The 18,676-nt window shown below is 74.4% G+C and carries 13 protein-coding genes and 1 riboswitch; of the genes, 5 read left to right on the top strand and 8 right to left on the bottom strand.

Features of this window, described 5'->3' with window-relative positions; all coding sequences use genetic code 11:
* Positions 1-107 precede the first annotated feature (107 nt).
* Positions 108-887 carry a VOC family protein gene (locus E0L36_RS14085; RefSeq protein ID WP_180929365.1) on the top strand — a complete coding sequence of 260 codons (780 nt, stop codon included), beginning with the start codon at positions 108-110 and terminating at the stop codon, positions 885-887.
* 60 nt (positions 888-947) lie between these two features.
* Here the strand turns inward: E0L36_RS14085 and E0L36_RS14080 are convergent, their stop codons facing one another.
* The 4 genes from E0L36_RS14080 to E0L36_RS14065 all read right to left on the bottom strand — a co-directional run bounded on the left by E0L36_RS14080 (position 948) and on the right by E0L36_RS14065 (position 6,434).
* Positions 948-1,664, bottom strand: a complete 717-nt coding sequence (locus E0L36_RS14080) for a thymidine kinase (RefSeq protein ID WP_180929364.1) — start codon at positions 1,662-1,664, stop codon at positions 948-950.
* A gap of 143 nt (positions 1,665-1,807) precedes the next feature.
* The gene (locus E0L36_RS14075; protein WP_180929363.1) at positions 1,808-2,992 is read right to left on the bottom strand and encodes an alkaline phosphatase family protein; all 1,185 of its coding nucleotides are present in this window, start codon (positions 2,990-2,992) and stop codon (positions 1,808-1,810) included.
* Entirely contained in the window at positions 2,989-3,573 is a 585-nt protein-coding gene (locus E0L36_RS14070) for a DUF5998 family protein (RefSeq protein ID WP_180929362.1), read from the bottom strand. The genes E0L36_RS14075 and E0L36_RS14070 overlap by 4 nt, the downstream gene beginning before the upstream one ends.
* Before the next feature lie 53 nt (positions 3,574-3,626).
* Positions 3,627-6,434, bottom strand: coding sequence for a bifunctional GNAT family N-acetyltransferase/acetate--CoA ligase family protein (locus E0L36_RS14065; RefSeq protein WP_180929361.1), 2,808 nt, complete (start codon positions 6,432-6,434; stop codon positions 3,627-3,629).
* A 325-nt stretch (positions 6,435-6,759) separates the two neighbouring features.
* Between E0L36_RS14065 and E0L36_RS14060 the strand changes: the two genes are divergently transcribed.
* A complete protein-coding gene (locus E0L36_RS14060) occupies positions 6,760-7,044 on the top strand; it encodes an HPr family phosphocarrier protein (protein WP_180929360.1) in 285 nt (94 codons plus the stop codon).
* Between the two features lie 160 nt (positions 7,045-7,204).
* On the opposite strand, the gene E0L36_RS14055 is transcribed toward E0L36_RS14060, so the two are convergent.
* The 3 genes from E0L36_RS14055 to E0L36_RS14045 form a co-directional block, all read right to left on the bottom strand.
* Positions 7,205-8,056, bottom strand: a complete 852-nt coding sequence (locus E0L36_RS14055) for a M23 family metallopeptidase (RefSeq protein ID WP_180929359.1) — start codon at positions 8,054-8,056, stop codon at positions 7,205-7,207.
* A 14-nt stretch (positions 8,057-8,070) separates the two neighbouring features.
* Positions 8,071-8,223, bottom strand: a riboswitch (cyclic di-AMP (ydaO/yuaA leader).
* Positions 8,224-8,432: 209 nt separating this feature from the next.
* Entirely contained in the window at positions 8,433-9,851 is a 1,419-nt protein-coding gene (locus E0L36_RS14050) for a pitrilysin family protein (RefSeq protein WP_180929997.1), read from the bottom strand.
* A 26-nt stretch (positions 9,852-9,877) separates the two neighbouring features.
* Entirely contained in the window at positions 9,878-11,224 is a 1,347-nt protein-coding gene (locus tag E0L36_RS14045) for a pitrilysin family protein (RefSeq protein WP_180929358.1), read from the bottom strand.
* Positions 11,225-11,758: 534 nt separating this feature from the next.
* Between E0L36_RS14045 and E0L36_RS14040 the strand changes: the two genes are divergently transcribed.
* Positions 11,759-14,209 (top strand): DNA topoisomerase (ATP-hydrolyzing) subunit A, encoded by a 2,451-nt coding sequence (locus tag E0L36_RS14040; protein WP_180929357.1) that lies wholly within the window; start codon positions 11,759-11,761, stop codon positions 14,207-14,209.
* Positions 14,210-14,329: 120 nt separating this feature from the next.
* On the opposite strand, the gene E0L36_RS14035 is transcribed toward E0L36_RS14040, so the two are convergent.
* Positions 14,330-15,532, bottom strand: a complete 1,203-nt coding sequence (locus tag E0L36_RS14035; RefSeq protein ID WP_180929356.1) for a GTP-binding protein — start codon at positions 15,530-15,532, stop codon at positions 14,330-14,332.
* A gap of 311 nt (positions 15,533-15,843) precedes the next feature.
* Between E0L36_RS14035 and E0L36_RS14030 the strand changes: the two genes are divergently transcribed.
* Complete coding sequence (locus E0L36_RS14030) at positions 15,844-16,824, top strand: sucrase ferredoxin (RefSeq protein ID WP_308416756.1); 981 nt, start codon at positions 15,844-15,846, stop codon at positions 16,822-16,824.
* A 205-nt stretch (positions 16,825-17,029) separates the two neighbouring features.
* Positions 17,030-18,628: a sensor histidine kinase gene (locus tag E0L36_RS14025; RefSeq protein WP_180929995.1), complete on the top strand. Its 1,599-nt coding sequence runs from the start codon at positions 17,030-17,032 to the stop codon at positions 18,626-18,628.
* Positions 18,629-18,676 lie beyond the last annotated feature (48 nt).

Raw genomic sequence — 18,676 nt, 5'->3', positions numbered from 1 at the left:
CGGCCGGTTGGGCAGTGCGAATATCTGCACTGGCACAGTTCGCAGAGGCGAGGCACGGCAACACCACCGCACGACCGCAGCGATGATGGTCTTGAGGAGCGACACACATGACCGAGGCAGTGACTCGGCAACCGCACGTCCCCGGAACCCCCTGCTGGGCGAGCCTGGTGGTCCGGAACCTGGCCGGGAGCCAGGAGTTCTACCGCCACCTGTTCGGCTGGGAGTTCCGCTCCGGTGCGGGGCAACCACCCCCGTACGTCCGGGCGGTGAGCGGCGGGCGGGAGGTCGCGGGGCTGTGGCGGCGGGCGCCGGGCCGCCCGGGCGCGGTGGGGTGGACCCCCTACCTGGCGACCGGGGACGCGGACGAAACGGCCGCGCTGGTCCGCGAGTCGGGCGGCACGGTGGCCGTCGGTCCGCTGGCCGCGGAGGAGCGGGGCCGGATGGCGATCGCCGCCGACCCGCAGGGCGCGGTCTTCGGGCTCTGGCAGGGGCCCGCCGGATCCGGCCCGCCCTGTCCCGCCCACCGGGGGGAGGGGGCACCGGTCTGGCACGAGCTGCGTGTCCACGAGGCCCCGGCCGCCGGGAAGTTCTACGCGGCCGTCTTCGGCCACGACGTGGACGACACGGCGGCGGGCGAACCGGACTGCCTGACACTGCGGTTGGCCGGAAGCCCGGTAGCCGCGGTACGGGGGCCCGACGCACCGCCGCCCGCCCACGGGCCGCACTGGACCGTGTACTTCGGCGTCTCGGACCTGGCGGCGGCGGTGCGCCGGGCCCGGGAGGGCGGCGGCGCCGCGCTGGACGGTCCCGCCGACTCGCCGGTGGGCCGCGCGGCGACGGTGGCCGACCCGGAGGGCGCGCGGTTCCGGCTCGTGCAGCGGGACTGAACCGCGCCCACGGCGGGCGGGGCGCTCCGGCTGTCGCCGTCAACGTGCCCCGCGGGCGGATCAGTTGCCGCGGAACGACACCGGGTGGGACGGCCGGGAACCGTTCTCGGTGGAGTTCCGGGGACCGCCCGGCGTCTCAACTGGCAGCACGTCGGGGGAGAGTGGGGCGGCGCCGGCGGCCGCCGCCGTCAACCGTCGCCGGTGGTGGCGGCGGCAGAGCACCTCGTACTCCACCTCGCTGGACTGGCTGCCGACGTCCCCCACGACCACCTGCGCGCCCTCGACGACCATGGTGCCGTCCACCGTGCGGGCGTTGTGCGTGGCTCGGGCGCCACACCAGCAGAGGGTCTCCACCTGGAGCACCTCGATCCGGTCGGCCAGTTCCATGAGCCGCTGCGAGCCGGGGAAGAGCTTGGTGCGGAAGTCGGTGGTGATACCGAAGGCGAAGACGTCCATGCCCAGGTCGTCGACGACGCGGGCGAGTTGGTCGACCTGGCGGGGCGCGAGGAACTGGGCCTCGTCCACCACCAGGTAGTCGACCCGGCCGCCCGCCGTGAGGTGGTGGACGAGGTGCGCGTGGAAGTCCAGGCCCTCGTCCGACTCCACCGCCTCCGTCACCAGACCGAGGCGTGAGGAGAGCCGCCCCTCCCCCGCGCGGTCGTTCCGGGTGAAGATCATGCCCTGGAGGCCGCGCGCCGAGCGGTTGTGCTCGATCTGGAGCGCCAGGGTGCTCTTTCCGCAGTCCATCGTGCCGGAGAAGAACACCAGCTCAGGCATGGGCGGTTCATCCTTTCGGGATGGTGGGGTTCGGCGTCGGGCGCACGGTACCGTCCGGCGTGCGGCCCGCGCGGCTCCGGGCCGGGCGAGGCGGGGAGCACGGCCCCTCGCGCGCCACCGGGCGGGCGAGGGGCGCGCGGGGGTCAGGCACGGACTTCGAGCAGGGGCACCAGTTGCTCGGCGGGGGTGGCCGAACCGTGCATCCCGATCAGCGCGGACTCGTTGGGCTCCCGCTCGGTCGCGACCACCGCCGTGGGGGTGCGCACCGCCACGACGACGTCCCCGATGCGGGGGCGCACGCGGTCGTCGACCAGGTTCCCGAACCAGCCGAGGCCGACGGCCTCTTCCCTGGTCGCCACCCAGGCGTGCCCGCCCAGTACCTCGCGCCAGACCGCGTGGACGTCGGAGGCGGCGCCCGGCACGGCGTACAGATGCCGCATCCGGCCCTCCCCGCCCAGCAGTCGGACCCCGGCGGTCAGCTCCCAGTCGCTGTCGGCGTCGAAGCGGGCCTCGGGGTCCTCGGGGATGTCGACCATCCCGTGGTCGGCCGTGACGTACAGGGCGGAGCGGGGCGGCAGCTGCTCGGCGAGCCGCTGGGCGAGCCCGTCGACGTAGCGCAGCTGGGCGCGCCAGGCTTCGGAGTCCATGCCGAACCGGTGGCCGTTGCCGTCCAGTTCGGCGTAGTAGGTGTAGACGAGGGAGCGGTCACCGGCGGCCAGCCGCTCGGCCGCGAGGTCCATCCGCTCCTCGCCGGAGAGCCTGCCGAGGAAGGTGCCGCCGGACAGCGCGATCTGGGTGAGCGGGGTGTGCGCGAAGTGCGGGGCCGAGACCTGGCTGGTCGCCACCCCCGCGCGGTCCGCCAGCTGGAAGACGGTGGGGTACGGCTGCCAGGCGTACGGGTCGGTCCAGGGCTGCCAGCGCAGCTGGTTCATCAGCTTGCCGGTGTCCGGGTCGAGCGCGGTGTACCCGGCGAGTCCGTGGCGGCCGGGTTCCAGCCCGGTGCCCACCGAGGCGAGGGAGGCCGCGGTGGTGGAGGGGAAGCCGGAGGTGATGGGCTCGCCGGTGCCGCAGCCCGAGGTGGGCAGCAGCGAGGTGAGGAACGGCGCCTCGGCGGGGTGCGCCGCCAGCGCCTCCCAGCCCATGCCGTCCACCAGGAAGACGCAGACGCGGTCGGCGGGCTCCAGCGGCAGCGCGCCGCTCAGCCCGGGAACGCCGAGTCCACCGGCGATCGAGGGCAGCAGGTCGGCGAGGGACGCCGCCCCGTAGCGCGGGACGGGCGCGGTGCGCGGGTCGAGTGGGGTGTGCCCGGCCAGGTCCTCCGCGGTCAACGCGGTGCCGCCGTGGCCTCGGAGAGGGCCTGGGCGAAGGCGAGCGTCTGCCGGACGGTGTCCGGGCCGTCCCCCGCCTCGCTGACCCGGAGCGAGAGGTCGTCAGCGGTGGCCGAACCGGTGTAGCCGTGGTCCGCCTCGCAGTTGGGGTCGCCACAGGTGGCGGGTTCCATGTCCAGCCGGGAGACCGCGCCCCAGCCGATGGTCAGCACGACCTCTCGTGGCAGGGTGCCCGGGGTGTACGACTCGGGGTTGGCCACCACCCGGGAGAGCACGACGGAGGAGATCCGCTCCAGCTTGACGGACTCGGTGGAGGTGGTGGCGTACGGCGAGGGGGAGGTGCCGTCGGCCGCCTGCTCGTCGGTGTGGCTGACCAGGAAGCGGGTGCCGGTCAGCACGAGCACGGTGACGTGACGGCGCACCTCGTTGGAGTCGAAGGTGGTCTCCTGATGTACCAGGTACGAGGTGACGGGCTCCCCGCCCACGGCCGCGTCCACGGCCTCGGCTACGAGGGCTGGATAGTAGCCGCTGCGCTCGATCGCCGCGCGCAGCCCCTGCGTCGTCGTACCGGTCTTCGCCATGTGAGCCATCCTACGGGGCGCCACCGGGCCCTCGTCCCGCCACCGCGCCTCGCTCAGTACACGGGCAAGGTACGCGGGCCCAGGTCGGTCCGCGGGGGTGGCTCCGCCACGCGCACCGCGGCGTCCAGTACGGCCACCCCGCGCGGGGCGACCACCACGGGTTCCAGGTCGACCGCGACGATCTCGGGGTGGTCGTCGAGCAGCATCGAGACCCTGAGCAGCAGCTCCTCCAGGGCCGCCGTGTCGGAGGGGCTCGCGCCACGCCAGCCGAAGAGCAGCGGGGCGGAGCGGATCGCCCGCACCAGCGCCCCCGCCTCCCGGTCGGTGACGGGCACGAGGCGGTGTGCCGTGTCCCCGAGGAGGGCGGAGGGTGTTCCGGCGAGCCCGAAGGAGAGCATCGCGCCGACCGAGGGGTCGACGGCCGCCCGCACCACGGTGTCCACCCCGCGCGGCGCCATGGCCTGCACCACCGGGCGCAGCTCGGCCGGGGAGCCGAAAGCGGCGGTCAACTCCGCGTAGGCGTGCCGCAGTTCGGACTCCCCCGCCAGGTCGAGGCGGACGCCACCGAGATCGGCGCGGTGGCGCAGATGGGGCGCCGTGGTCTTGAGCGCCACCGGGTAGCCGAGGTCCCGGGCCGCCGCGGCCGCCGCGTCGGCGTCCGGCGCCTCGCGGACCGGGTGCACCTCGATGCCGTAGCGGCCGAGCAGGCTGGCCGTGTCGGCGAGGCTGAGCGGCAGGCCGGAGGAGGGCCGCTCCCCGCCGGGCGTGGCGGGGGTTCCCGTCCGGCCGGTCCCCGCGGCGCCCGGCGGTTCCGGTTCCGCTTTCTCCGCGCGGGTCGCCCGCTCCAGCAGGGCCCGCGCACCCGGCTCGTCCACCTCGTACTCCGGGACCCGGCCCGGGTCGCTGGCCGCCCGCCGCCAGGCCGCGTACCGGCTGGCCTCGGAGAGCGCCCGGGCGGCCCGTTCCGGGGCGGGGTAGCCCGGGATGCCGTGCTCGGCGAGCGCGGTGTCCAGCCCCTCGATGGCCAGGTGCGCGACCGCGAGGGGCTTGCCCCGGCCGGTCTCCTCGGCCGCCGAGCGCACCGCCTCCGCCAGTTCGGCGGCCAGCCGCCGGGCGGCCGCCTCCTCCTGACGGTGCTCCGCGGTGGTGTCGCCGGATCCGGCGCCCACCCAGGGGATCGCGGTCACCACCACGGCGTCGCTGGCCGGATCGGTGAGGGCGGCGCGCACCGCGCGGCCGAAGTCGCCCGGGGTCGCGGAGGTGGTCAGGTCGGTGACGGGGAGGGGGCGCAGCTCCTCGGTGAGGGCGGCGTCGTAGGTGAGGAGGCCGAGCGACTCGGCGTTGCCGACGATGGCGACCCGCGGGCCGTCCGGCAGCGGCTGGGTGGCCAACAGCAGGCCGGTGTCGACCAGTTCGGTGACCGTGTCGACCATCGTGACGCCCGCGTTCCGCAGCAGCGAGGAGACGGTGGCGGCGGAGGTGCGGAAGACCGGGGCCGCGTGCCCGGGGGGCGGCGCGCTGCCGCTGTGCCGCGCGCCCTTGACGACCACGACCGGCTTCCGGGCCGCGGTGCGCTTGGCCAGCCGACTGAACTTGCGCGGGTTGCCGATCGACTCCAGGTACATCAGGGCCACGTCGGTCTCCGGGTCCTCGTCCCAGTACTGGAGGACGTCGTTGCCGGAGACGTCCGCCCGGTTCCCGGCCGAGACGAACGAGGAGAGCCCGGCGCCGCGCCGGTGCAGACCGTCGAGCAGCGCGATCCCGATCGCCCCGGACTGGGTGAACAGCCCGACGCGGCCCGCGCGCGGGAGGCGGGGCGCGGGGGTGGCGTTCAGCCGGATCTCGGGATGGGTGTTGATCAGGCCGAGCGCGTTCGGGCCGACCAGCCGCATACCGTACGAGCGGGCCAGCCGCACCAGTTCCCGCTGGTCCTCGCGGCCGAACTCGGCGGAGAGCACCACCAGTCCGCGGACACCGAGTTCCCCGCAGTCGGTCACCACCTCCACCACCGCTGGCGCGGGCACGGCGACGACGACCAGATCGGGAGCCTCGGGCAGCTCGTTCACCGACCGGACGGCGGGGAAGCCGCCGAGCCGCCCGGCCTCCGGGGGCAGCGCCTGGTTGACCGCGTGCACCCGGCCGGTGAACCCCGCTTCGCGCAGCCCGTCCAGCACCGCCCGCCCGGCGCCGTCCGGGGTGCGCCGCACTCCGACGACGGCCACCGACCCGGGGGCCAGCAGCCGCTGGACGGAGTGGGCCTCGGCCCGCTGCTCCCGGGCGCGCATGACGGCCAGCGACCGTTCGGTCGGCTCCAGGCTGAAGGTCAGGTGGACGGAGCCGTCCTCGAAGCTGCGCCGCTGCGAGTAGCCCGCGTCCGTGAACACCTTGATCATCCGGTTGTTCGCGGGGAGCACCTCGGCGGTGAAGCGGCGGATACCGCGCTCCCGGGCGACGGCCCCGATGTGTTCCAGCAGCGCGGAGGCCACGCCCCGGCCCTGGTGGTCGTCGCGGACCAGGAAGGCGACCTCGGCCTGGTCGGCGGGGGCGCTGGCGGCGCGGCCCGCGTCGTCCACCCGGTCGTATCGGACGGTGGCGATGAACTCACCGCCCACGGTGGCGGCCAGCCCGACGCGGTCGTCGTAGTCGTGGTGGGTGAAACGCCGCACATCGCGGTCGGACAGCCGGGGGTAGGGCGCGAAGAAGCGGTAGTACTTCGACTCGTCCGAGACCTGCTCGTAGAAGTCGACGAGTCGGTCGGCGTCGTCGGGGGTGATGGGCCGGATCCGCGCGGCGCCGCCGTCCCGCAACAGCACGTCGGCTTCCCAGTGGGCGGGGTACGCGCGTTCTTCCGCAGTCGGCATGGGGCCCACCCTAGGCCGCGCGGCGCGGCGGGGAACCCCTCTTCGCGCTGGTCGGCGGGCGGGGCCGGGGAGGAACGCCGAACCTCCGTGCGAAACTGGTCCGGACCGGACAGGGCGACTGTGGAAGGATCCGGGCTGAACCGGACCAACCCGGACCATCCGCCACTGACCGGACCCGCCCGGACGGCGCGTACTCGTCGGCCGGCCCGCACCTCACGGATCGGTACGGGCGCGCCCGGGCACCCATGGTCCCGCGCGGCTCCGCGCGGGACCACACAGATCCACACCGTGCTGGATACGGCACCGAATCGCGAAGGACTTCACCATGGTTGAGCGCAGCGTCACCGTCGGCTGGGCCGAGGGCCTGCACGCCCGCCCCGCCTCGATCTTCTGCCGGGCGGCAGCCGCGGCCGGCGTTCCCGTGACGGTGCGGAAGGGCGCGGACGGCACCCCGGTCAACGCCGGCTCGATGCTGGGCGTCCTCGGGCTGGGCGCCGAGGGCGGCGACGAGATCGTCCTCGCCTCCGAGGCGGAGGACGCGGGACCGGCCCTCGACCGGCTGGCGAAGCTGGTCGCCGAGGGGCTGGAGGAGCTGCCCGGCACGGTCTGACCAGGCCACGGCCCCGGCGGCCCGGCCGGTGACCGCCGGGCGGTCGCGCGGGTCGCCCCGCCAGCACCGGCCTGGGCGCGGAGCGGGACGGACGCGGGCACCCGGCCCCTCGGGGCGCGGGTGCCCGGTGCGCCGTGGCGGTCCCCGGAGGTGGCGGTCCTCAGATACCGACGCCCTTGCCGCGCAGGTAGGCGACGGGGTCGATGTCCGAGCCGTAGTCGGGACCGGTGCGGATCTCGAAGTGCAGGTGCGGGCCGGAGGAGTTGCCGGTGGAGCCGGAGAGCCCGATCCGCTCACCCGCCGAGACGGACTGCCCGACCGAGACCGAGGTCGAGGAGAGGTGCGCGTACTGGGAGTACCTGCCGTCCGCGTGGCGCACGACCACGTTCACGCCGTAGGAGCCGCCGTCCCCGGCCTCGACCACCTCGCCCCCGGCGACCGACCGCACCGGGGTGTTCATGCCGGCGCGGAAGTCCACACCGGTGTGCGAACCGGAGGACCACATGCCGCCGCTCTGCTGGTACCCGGTGGACAGCGTGGCACCGGCCACCGGCGCCACGTAGCCGGAGGAGTTCGCGGTGCCCCGGTCGGCGCTTCGCGAGACGCTCCGCCGCTCGGCACGCTGCCGCTCCGCGCGCTCCCGCTCCTTCTTCCGCTCGGCCCGCTCGGCCGCCGCGCGCCGCTCGCTCTCGGCCTTCTTCTTCGCCTCCGCCTTCTTCTTCGCCACGACCGCCTGCCGTTCGGCCTCGGACTGCGCCTCGGCCTTCACGGCGACGAGCTGCTGCGTGTCAGCCTGGTCGTGCAGGGTCTCCGCGAGCGGATCACCGACCTCGACGGCCTGGCTGAGGCCGGTGCTCGGCAGCGGCGCGGACGCCTCGACGGCGGAGGCCGGGGCGGCGAGGACTCCGACGCCGCCGACCGCGGCGAGCGAGGCGGTGCCCGCCACCCGCGCTCCGGCCCGGCGGGCGCGGCTCGGCTTGCGGTGCTTCCCGGTGGGACGGGTGAACGCCATGCTGTGGCGCACTCCTTTCCTTCCTTCTCGCCTACCGGGTTAGCTGACGGGTTCGGAGCAGGAAGGTCTCCTACGGGCCGCCCGAAGGCCGCCCGACTCACCCCAGGGACGTGCGATGGGTCCCCGGCTCCCCCGGCTCGCGCCGGGGAACTCGGCGATCGCTGCGCGGTGACCGCCTGGTGCGGTCAGATCTGACGAACAGCGGCAACGAAGCTAAATGGGGCATTGCCGAACCACCAAAGAAATCCGGCCCGCTGTCGCGCACCCCACACTGCGATCCCCCACAACAGCGACCGAAACGGACACGCGGGTGGCCCCCGGCGTCTCTGCGACACCGGGGGCCACCCGCGTTCGGCTGGCGCGGTGGGCGCCGGGGTCAGCCGCCCCGCACCACCGTGACCTCACCGATGCCCAACTCCCGTACGGGATCGGCGATCTGCTCGGCGTCGCCGACGAGCACCGTCACCAGCCGGTCCGGCGGGAAGGCGCTGACCGTCGCCGCGGTCACCTCGACCGTGCCGGTCTCGGCGAGCGCCGCGTACAGCCGGGCCTGGAAGTCGTCCGGCAGCCCCTGCTCCACCTGGTCGGCCAGGGTGCCCGCGACCGACACCGCCATCTCGTACTTCAGCGGGGCCACCCCGACCAGGTTCCGCACCGCGAAGTCCCGCTCGTCGTCGGTGAGGCCCTCGTCCGCGACCCGGCGCAGCACGCCCCACAGGTCCTCCAGCGCCGGACCCGTGACGTCGGTGGCGATCGAGCCGCTGATCGCCAGCAGCGCGGTGCCGGGGCTCCCGTCGGTCCCCGGCGGGCGGAGGACCTGGGCGAAGGCCCGCACACCGTAGGTGTAGCCCTTCTCCTCGCGCAGCACCCGGTCCAGCCGGGCGGTCGGGGTGCCGCCCAGGGTGTAGATCCCCAGCAACTGGGCGGGCCAGACCCGGTCGTGCCGGTCGGGCCCGACCCGGCCGATCAGCAGCTGGGTCTGCACCGCCCCCGGGCGGTCCACGATGACGACCCGGCCGGCGTCGTCCGAGGAGACCGGCCTGACCTCGCGCGCGGGAGCCTGGGAGCCCGTCCAGGCGCCGAGCGTCTCGGCCAGCGCGGTGTCCAGGTCGATCTCCGAGAAGTCCCCCACCACCACGACGGTGGTGGTCGCGGGGCGGACGTGGGTCTCGTAGAACGCGCGCACGGCGGCGGCGTCGATCCGGCCGACCGTCTCCTCGGTGCCCTGGCGGGGGCGGGAGATCCGGGTGCCCTCCTCGAACAGCTCCCGGTAGAACTGCCGGGCCGCCCGCCGGGCCGGGTTCGCCAGCTCGTGCGGGATCTCGTCCAGCCGGTTCTGGACGAGCCGTTCGACCTCGCTCGGCGCGAAGGCCGGGGCGCGGAGCGCGTCGGCGAGGAGCCCCAGGGCCTTCGGCAGCCGGGAGGACGGCACCTCCAGCGCGACGCGGACCCCGGGGTGGTCGGCGTGCGCGTCGAGCGTCGCGCCGCAGCGCTCCAGCTCGGCGGCGAACTCCTCGGCGTCGTGCTTGTCGGTGCCCTCGCTCAGCGCCCGCGCCATCAGCGTCGCGACGCCGTCCAGCCCCTCCGGCTCGGCGTCCAGCGGGGCGTCCAGATTGATCTCGACCGCGACGACCTGCTGCCCGGGACGGTGACAGCGCAGCAGCGTCAGCCCGTTGGGCAGCGTCTCCCGCCGCGGCTCCGGGAAGGCCCAGGGCCGCGGCTCCCCACCGCGCGGACGGGGGTGGAAGTCCATCGACGACGGGGAACCGGACGCGGAGGTCGGCGTGGTGGGCATGGTGGTCTCCGGGGTCGTGGCGGCGCTCACTGGCCAGCCTCCTCGTGCTCGACGGACTCGTCGGTCTCTTCGCCGGCCGGGCCGGACGGCTCGTACACCAGCGCCGCGCGGTTCTCCGGGCGCAGCCGCTCGGCCGCCACCGCCCGCGCCTCCTCCGCGGTGACGTCCAGCACCCGGTGGACCGCGCTCAGCGCGAGCTGCGGATCCCCGAACAGCACCGCGAACCGGCAGAGTTCGTCGGCGCGGCCGCCGACGGTCGCGAGCCGGTCCAGCCACTCGCGCTCCAGCTGGGCCTGGGCCCGCTCCATCTCCTCGGGGGTGGGCCCCTCCTCGGCGAAGCGGGCGAGTTCCTCGTCGACCGCGGCGTCGATCTCCGCGATCTCCGCGTCTCCCGAGGTCTTCACGTCCATCCAGCCGAGCGACGGGGCACCCGCCAGCCGCAGCATCCCGAAGCCCACGGCGACCGCCTTCCGGTCGCGCCGGACCAGCCTCCGGTACAGCCGCGAGGACTCGCCGCCGCCGAGGACGGTCAGCGCGACGTCCGCGGCGTCCGCCTCGCGGGTGCCGTCCGGTGGCAGCCGGTAGGCGGACATCAGCGCCCGCGAGGGGACCTCCTCGTGCAGCGTCCGCCGCTGCTCGGCCCCCAGCACCGGCGGCAGCGAGCCGTCACGCGGCGGGAGTTTCGCCTCGTGTGCCGGGATCGAGCCGAAGTACTTCTCGACCCACGCCAGGGTCTGCTCCGGGTCGATGTCCCCGACGATCGCCAGGACCGCGTTGCCCGGGGCGTAGTAGGTGCGGAAGAACTCCCGGGCGTCCTCCAGGGAGGCCGCGTCGAGGTCGGCCATCGAGCCGATGGGGGTGTGGTGGTAGGGGTGCCCCTTCGGGAACACCATGGAGACGAGCCGCTCGAAGGCGGTGCCGTAGGGCACGTTGTCGTACCGCTGGCGGCGCTCGTTCTTCACCACGTCCCGCTGGTTGTCCAGGCTCTCCTGGTCCAGCGCGGAGAGCAGCGAGCCCATGCGGTCGGCCTCCAGCCAGAGCGCCAACTCCAGCTCGTGCGTCGGCATTGTCTCGAAATAGTTGGTGCGCTCGAAGCTGGTCGTCCCGTTGAGCGAACCACCGGCCCCCTGCACCATCTCGAAGTGCCCGTTGCCGTGGACCTGGGCCGATCCCTGGAACATCAGGTGCTCGAAGAGGTGCGCCAGGCCCGTGCGGCCCTCGGCCTCGTGCCGTGAGCCCACGTCGTACCAGAGGCAGACCGCCGCGACCGGTGTCAGGTGGTCTTCCGAGAGCACCACCCGCAGACCGTTCGCCAGTCGGTGCTCGGTAGCTGTCAGCCCTCCTGTGGCGGGGGGCGGAGCCGTGTGACCCATGGGCATGGAGTCCCTTCGATCGCGGGGTGGGAGGGTGCGGCCGGGTGTTCCCCGCCGCTGCGGAGCCTGCGCATCCAGTACTGCTGTCACTGTATGCAACCGTGCCAACGTCGTGCGAAGTTCCCGTACCGTAACGGTCTCCTTCCGAAGGGTCAGGGCCGGGCGTTCCCGGGTCGGGAGGTCCGCCACGGAGCGCTACCGGTGGCGCCGCCGGGCGCCGCCCCCGGACGGCTCGCCCGCCCGGACCGTCCGGGCCGTCCGGAACGCGCCCGGGGAGGCGGACGGTTGGGAGGGGAAGCCCGCCGGACCCACCGGGTGCCCCCGTCCGTCAGTCCCGTCAACTCCCGTACCCACGGAGGCGGCTCGGGACGTCACCGACCGTCGGGAACCGGCCCACCGGCGGGAGGTGACCCCGGCGACCCCGAGTGCCCCGTTGTCGGTGGCTGTCGGCCCGCCAGGCCACAATGGTGCGCGACAACCGCCAACAGCCCGCCGTGGCCGCACGGCACACGCCCCGAAGGAGCCGCAGCCCCGATGGCCCGCCGCAGCACGAAGACTCCCCCGCCGGAGGACGACTTCGAGGAGCGCATCCTCGACATCGACGTCGTAGACGAGATGCAGGGCTCCTTCCTGGAGTACGCCTACTCCGTCATCTACTCGCGCGCGCTGCCCGACGCACGCGACGGGATGAAGCCCGTCCACCGGCGCATCCTCTTCCAGATGCACGAGATGGGCCTGCGCCCGGAGCGCAACTACGTCAAGTGCGCCCGGGTCGTGGGCGAGGTCATGGGCAAGCTGCACCCGCACGGGGACGGCGCGATCTACGACGCGCTGGTGCGAATGGCCCAGTCCTTCTCGATGCGCCTTCCGTTGGTGGACGGACACGGCAACTTCGGGTCGCTGGGGAACGACGACCCGCCCGCCGCCATGCGGTACACCGAGTGCCGTTCGGCACCGGCCGCCGGGCTGATGGTCACCTCGATCGACGAGGACACGGTCGACTTCGCCCCGAACTACGACGGCAGCGAGCGGGAGCCGGTGACCCTCCCGGCCGCCTACCCGAACCTCCTGGTCAACGGCTCCTCCGGGATCGCGGTCGGCATGGCGACCAACATGCCGCCGCACAACCTCGGCGAAGTCATCGCCGCCGCACGGCACCTGATCAAGCATCCGGCCGCCGACCTGGAGACGCTGATGCGCTTCGTCCCCGGTCCCGACCTGCCCACGGGCGGCCGGATCGTCGGGCTGGAGGGCATCAAGGACGCCTACGCCAAGGGCCGCGGCACCTTCAAGATGCGGGCGACGGCCACGGTGGAGCAGGTCAGCGCGCGCCGCAAGGGGCTGGTGGTCACCGAACTCCCCTTCGCCGTGGGCCCGGAGAAGGTCATCTCCAAGATCAAAGACCTGGTCAACGCGAAGAAGCTCCAGGGCATCGCGGACGTCAAGGACCTCACCGACCGGGCGCACGGACTACGCCTGGTGATCGAGGTCAAGAACGGCTTCAACCCGGAGGCCGTGCTGGAACAGCTCTACAAGCTCAGCCCGATGGAGGAGTCCTTCGGCATCAACAACGTCGCCCTGGTGGACGGCCAGCCGCTGACGCTCGGGCTGAAGGAGCTGCTGGAGGTCTACGTCGACCACCGCTTCACCGTGGTGCGGCGGCGCAGCGAGTTCCGCAGGACCAAGCGGCGGGACCGGCTCCACCTGGTGGAGGGCCTGCTCACCGCCCTCGTCGACATCGACGAGGTCATCGCGATCATCCGGGGCAGCGAGAACGCGGCGGAGGCCAAGTCCGCGCTGATGGAGCACTTCTCGCTGAGCGAGATCCAGACCCAGTACATCCTGGACACCCCGCTGCGCAGGCTCACCCGGTTCGACCGGCTGGAGCTGGAGCAGGAGCGCGACCAACTCCGCGCCGAGATCGAGGAACTGACCGCCATCCTGGAGTCCGACGCGGCGCTGCGCAGGCTCGTCTCCTCCGAACTGGCGGACGTGGCCAAGAAGTACGGCACCCCCCGCCGCACCGAGCTGCTGGACGCCGCCGAGGCGCCGATCGCCTCGGTGCCGCTGGAGGTCTCCGACGACCCCTGCCGGGTGCTGCTCTCCTCCACCGGACTGCTGGCCCGCACGGCCAACGGCGAACCGGTGTCCGACGAGTCGGTCAAGCGGGTCAAGCACGATGTGGTGGTCTCCGCCGTCCCGGCCACCACCCGGGGCGAGGTGGGGGCGGTCACCTCCGCCGGCCGGCTGCTCCGGATTCCCGTCGTCGACCTCCCGCAGCTTCCGGAGTCCTCGGGTCCGCCGAACCTCTCCGGCGGCACCCAGTCCTCGGAGCTGATCTCCCTGGAAACCGGGGAGACGCTGATCTGCCTGACCACTCTGGACGAGTCCTCCCCCGGCCTGGCCCTCGGCACCGAACAGGGCGTGGTCAAGCGCGTGGTCCCCGACTTCCCGTCCAACAAGGACGATCTGGAGGTCATCACGCTGAAGGACGGCGACCGCGTGGTGGGCGGCGCGGAGCTGCGCACCGGCGAGGAGGACCTGGTGTTCGTCACCAGCGAGGCCCAGCTCCTGCGGTTCCAGGCCGGACAGGTACGGCCCCAGGGGCGGGCCGCGGGCGGCATGGCCGGGGTCAAGCTCGGCGAGGGCGCGCGGGTGGTGTTCTTCTCCGCCGTCGACCCGGCCGCGGACGCCGTGGTCCTCACGGTGACCGGCGCCGACGGCACGCTCGACGACACCCCGGTCACCGCCAAGCTCACCCCCTTCGACCAGTTCCCGCGCAAGGGCCGGGCCACCGGCGGGGTGCGCTGCCAGCGCTTCCTCAAGGGCGAGGACCACCTCACGTTCGCCTGGGCCGGTGCCACCCCCGCGCGAGCGGCCACCGCCACGGGCGCCCCGGTGGAACTCCCCGAGCCCGACCCGCGCCGGGACGGCTCGGGCACCCCGCTGGCCAAGCGGGTCGCCGCGATGGCGGGCCCCGCCTGACGCCCACCGGCGGAGGCGCCGCTCGCGCCTCCGCCGGACCGCCCGCTCCGCGAGCCCGCGACCCGGATCACCGCTGACGGTTCCCCCCGGGTCCGGGATCCGGCATCTCGTGGATCCCGGCTAGTCGCCCTCGGGGTCCCCCGCCGTCACGAGCGGTTCGTAGCGATCGGCGTCCGCCACATCTCCGGCGTATCCGGCTGCCCCGGCCCCCCATGCCGCGTCCTCCTCCTCCCGCTCCACGTACCGCAGGACGCCCCACAGCTCGCTGCCGTCCACCGCCGCCGGGCCCCCGTCCGTCGGCGCGGCCACGCATTCCGCCAACGCGCCGCTCAGCGCCGGGCCGTCGAGCCCGGTGCCGATCAGCACCAGCTGGGTGCCGCGGGGCTCGTCGCGCGGCCAGGGCTCGGGGGTGAAGCGCAGGAAACCACCGACCGCGTGCAGCGCGTAGCGGTGGTCCGGATCCAGGTCCCCGAAGTCGACGAACCCCTTGACCCGGTACAGACCCGCCGGCCGGGCGTCCAGGAGGGCCAGCAGACGCCGCGGCGCGAGCGGGTCCGCCGCCGTGAACGCGACGCTCTGGTACGCGGCGTGCAGATGCCGCGCGCAGGGCGAGCCGGGGCCGTGCCCGCACGCCTCGCCGGAGCGCTCCGCGCAGGTCTCCTCCCGCTCCCGCTCGTCCCAGAGCAGGCTGTCGAAGGAGAGCTGCTCGACTGCGGGCCGCTCGCGGTGCGGCGCGTCGAACAGCAGCGCCGGGTCGATCCGGCCGTGCGAGGCCGGGATCACCGGGACGCCGGGCGCCAGTTCGGCCACCGTGTCCTCCAGCTCCCGCCGCGTCTCCTCGCTCACCCGGTCGGCCTTGTTCAGCACGACGAGGTCCGCGACGCCCAGATGCCGGGCCAGCTCGGGATGGCGCTCGCGGACCGCCGTGAACTCCGCCGCGTCCACCACCTCGACCAGCCCGCCGTAGACGACGCGGCGGTTCCCGCTGGCCAGGATCATCCTGATCATCGTCTCCGGCTCCGCTAGACCGCTCGCCTCGACCACGATCAGGTCCATGCCCAGCTCCGGGCGGGCCAGACTCTCCAGCACCTCGTCCAGATCGCTGGTGTCGACCGCGCAGCAGAGGCAGCCGTTACCCAGCGAGACCATCGAGTCGACCTGCCCGGCGACCGTCATCGCGTCGATCTCGATACTGCCGAAGTCGTTGACGACGGCGCCGATCCTGGTCCCCCTGCTCCGGCGGAGCAGATGGTTGAGCAGGGTGGTCTTCCCCGAGCCCAGGAACCCCGCCACGACCACCACCGGCACTCTGCTCTCGGCCACTGCGCTCCCCTGGCTCCCACGTGTTCCTTGGTTCCCTGGCTTATCCGGGCTCACCCGGGCTCACCCGGCTTGCCCTGGTCTTACCCGGTTCGCCTCGCTTCGACGTGCTCCTCGCCGCCGCCAGCGGCTGCGATGCTACCCGCGCACGCCCGGGCGCCGCCCGCGCGCGGGGTGCCCCGGGGTCCGGGTGGGGCGCGCGGGAGACACGCCCTTCGAAGGGGAGCACGGAACCGGGCGGGCTCCCGGGGCGCGCCCGCGCCGGGGTCCGAACACGCCGGGCGCCGAGGTCAACAGAGGCTAGGCTCACCTACGTGGATACCTGCACGGCCGTCTCGCACACCCTGGCCGAACCGCTCACCGCGACCGCGGCGACCGCCCGCACCTGGCTGCTCGTCGAACAGCCGGGGCCCTGGGGCGGCAAGGCACTGACACGGAGTCACCTCGACCCCGAGCTGGGTGCCCGGCTGGAGGCGCGAGCCGAGCCCCACGGCGTCCGGGTCGCGTTGATCCGCCGCCCCGGACCGCACGCGGACCGGCACCGCGCCGAGCGACGCGGCGCCTTCCTCGCCCACACCCTGCCGGGCGCCTCCTGGGTACGCACCACCGTGCTGGAGCCCGGGACGTCCGCCCCCTCCTCCGGTGCCGAAACCATCCAGCAGGCCCTGGACGCGCTCGACTTCGCCGCGCTCGGCGCCGGGGATCCCGGCGGCCTCCCGCCCCGCTGGACGCCGTACCGCGGCGACCCGCTGGTGCTGGTCTGCACGAACGGCAAACGTGACCAGTGCTGCGCCCTCCAAGGGCGGCCGCTCGCCGCCGAACTGGCGGCCTCCGGCGCCGCGGACGTCTGGGAGATCACCCATATCGGGGGCCACCGCTTCGCGCCGACGCTGCTCGTCCTGCCCTACGGCTACGCGTACGGGCGGGCCGACGCGCCCACCGTCAAGTCCACGGTGCTCGCGGCCCGCGACGGCCGGATCGCGCTGCACGGCTGCCGGGGCCGCTCGGCCTGGGACCGCCCGGGCCAGGCCGCCGACCTGGCGGTGCGCGCGGCCTGCGGCGAACACGCCGCGGACGCCCTCGCCGTGACGGAGGTTCAGGGCGCCGAATCCCACTGGACGGTGACGGTCGCGCACCGGGACGGCCGGGGCTGGCGGGTGCGTGTCCACGCCGAACCGGGCGAACCAGCCCCGGCGAGCTGCGGAGCCGCCCCGACCGCGAGTGTGCGGATGCGGGTGGCGGGTATCGAGCCGACCGGGCCTTCCGCACCGTCCGAGGCGGCGCCGCTCGGCTGATCCCGCGCGGCGCCTCCCTGGGCCCCACAGGGGCGCGCGCCCGGCGCGCGCCCCTGTGGGGCCCACACCGCACCGAGGAGCCATCGTGGCCACAGCCCCACCACCCGTCCGGACCGCGCGCCGTCTCGCCGGACGGGGCGGCGCACGCCGGGTCTTCGCCCACGTCCGCTCCACCCAACTCGCTCTGGTACTCGGCGTGACCGCCATGACCACCGGGCTGTTCCTCGGGCCCTACAGCGAACGGCTCGACGAACAGGCCATGGACCGCGCGCTGTCCGTCGCGCAGGCCACCGCCGCCGACCCGGAACTCCCCACGCTGCTACGCGCCCGGGAAGGGCCCAGCGCCGACGGACCGGTGCAGACGATCGCGGAACGCGTGCGCCGGTCCACGGGCGCGAGCTACGTGGTGGTGCTGGACCGTCGCGGGATCCGCTGGTCCCACACCGAACCCCACCGGGTCGGCGAGCGCGTCTCCACCGACCCCGCCGAGGCGCTGGCCGGACGCGAGGTACGGCACATCGACGCGGGCACGCTGGGCCGGTCAGCTCGCGGCAAGGTTCCGGTCCGCGACGCCGCCGGACAGGTGGTCGGCGCCGTCTCGGTCGGCATGGCCTACGACGACGTGCGCGAGCGGCTGCTCGCCTCGCTGCCCGAACTACTGGCGTACGCGGGAGGCGCGTTGGGGGCGGGCGCCCTCGCGGCGCTGCTGGTCTCCAGGAAGCTCCGCCGGAAGACCCACGGGCTGGCCTTCTCCGACCTCTCCGCCCTGCTCGCCGAGCGCAGCGCCATGCTGCACGGCATCCACGAGGGCATCGTCGCGCTCGACGCGCGGGGCCGAATCCGGCTGGTCAACGACGAGGCGCAGCGGCTGCTGGAACTGGGCCCCGAGGCCCAGGGCCTGACCGCGGACGAGGCGCTGGGCCCGGGCCGCACCACGGACGTGCTCACCGGCCGGGCCACCGGACGCGACCTGCTGACCGTCAGCGGAGGGCGGGTGCTGCTCGCCAACCGGATGCCGACCGACGACGGCGGCGCCGTCGCGACCTTCCGGGACCGTACCGAACTGGAACTGCTCGGCCGCGAGCTGGACGGCTCACACGGGCTGATCGACGCGCTCCGCGCCCAGGAGCACGAGCACGCCAACCGCGTCCACCTCCTGCTCGGCCTGCTCCAACTCGGGCTCTACGACGAGGCGGTCGACTACCTGAGCGAGACGGCGGGTCGCCGCCGGGACACCACCCGGGAGATATCCGAGCGGGTACGGGAGCCACTGCTCGCGGCGCTGCTCGTCGGCAAGGCCACCGTGGCCGCCGAGCGCGGCGTGGCCTTCCGGCTGACCCCCGGCACCCGGGTCCCCGACCGGCTGGTCGACCCGCGGGAGCTGGCCACCGTCGTCGGCAACCTCGTGGACAACGCGCTGGACGCGGCGGCCGGTACGGAGAACGCCACCGTGGAGGTGGAGCTGGCCGTACGGGAGGACGGACGCACCACGCGGGCCGCCCCCGCCCCCGGGCTGCTGATCCGGGTGCGGGACAGCGGCCGGGGCATCCCACCCGAGCAGTACGAGCTGATCTTCACCGAGGGCTGGTCGACCAAGGAGCCACCGGCGCACGGCTGGCGCGGTCTCGGGCTGGCTCTGGTACGGCGGCTCGCCGAACGGCACGGCGGCACCGCGACGGTGTGTGAACCCACCGGTGGCGGCGCGGAGTTCACGGTCACGATCCCCGAGGCGCTGCGCCCGGAGCCGGGCCACGGCCCCGGACCGTCCCCCGCGCGCGGTACGGCTGGCGCGGAGCGTCCCTGAGCAGGGCACCGCCGGGCCCACCGGACGGCGGGCGCCCGGCGGCCCGGA

The sequence above is a fragment of the Streptomyces sp. AJS327 genome, from assembly GCF_013450295.1.
GTDB lineage: Bacteria > Actinomycetota > Actinomycetes > Streptomycetales > Streptomycetaceae > Streptomyces.
Note: the sequence above shows the minus strand (reverse complement) of the source record. Positions and strands in the feature narration are given on the sequence as shown.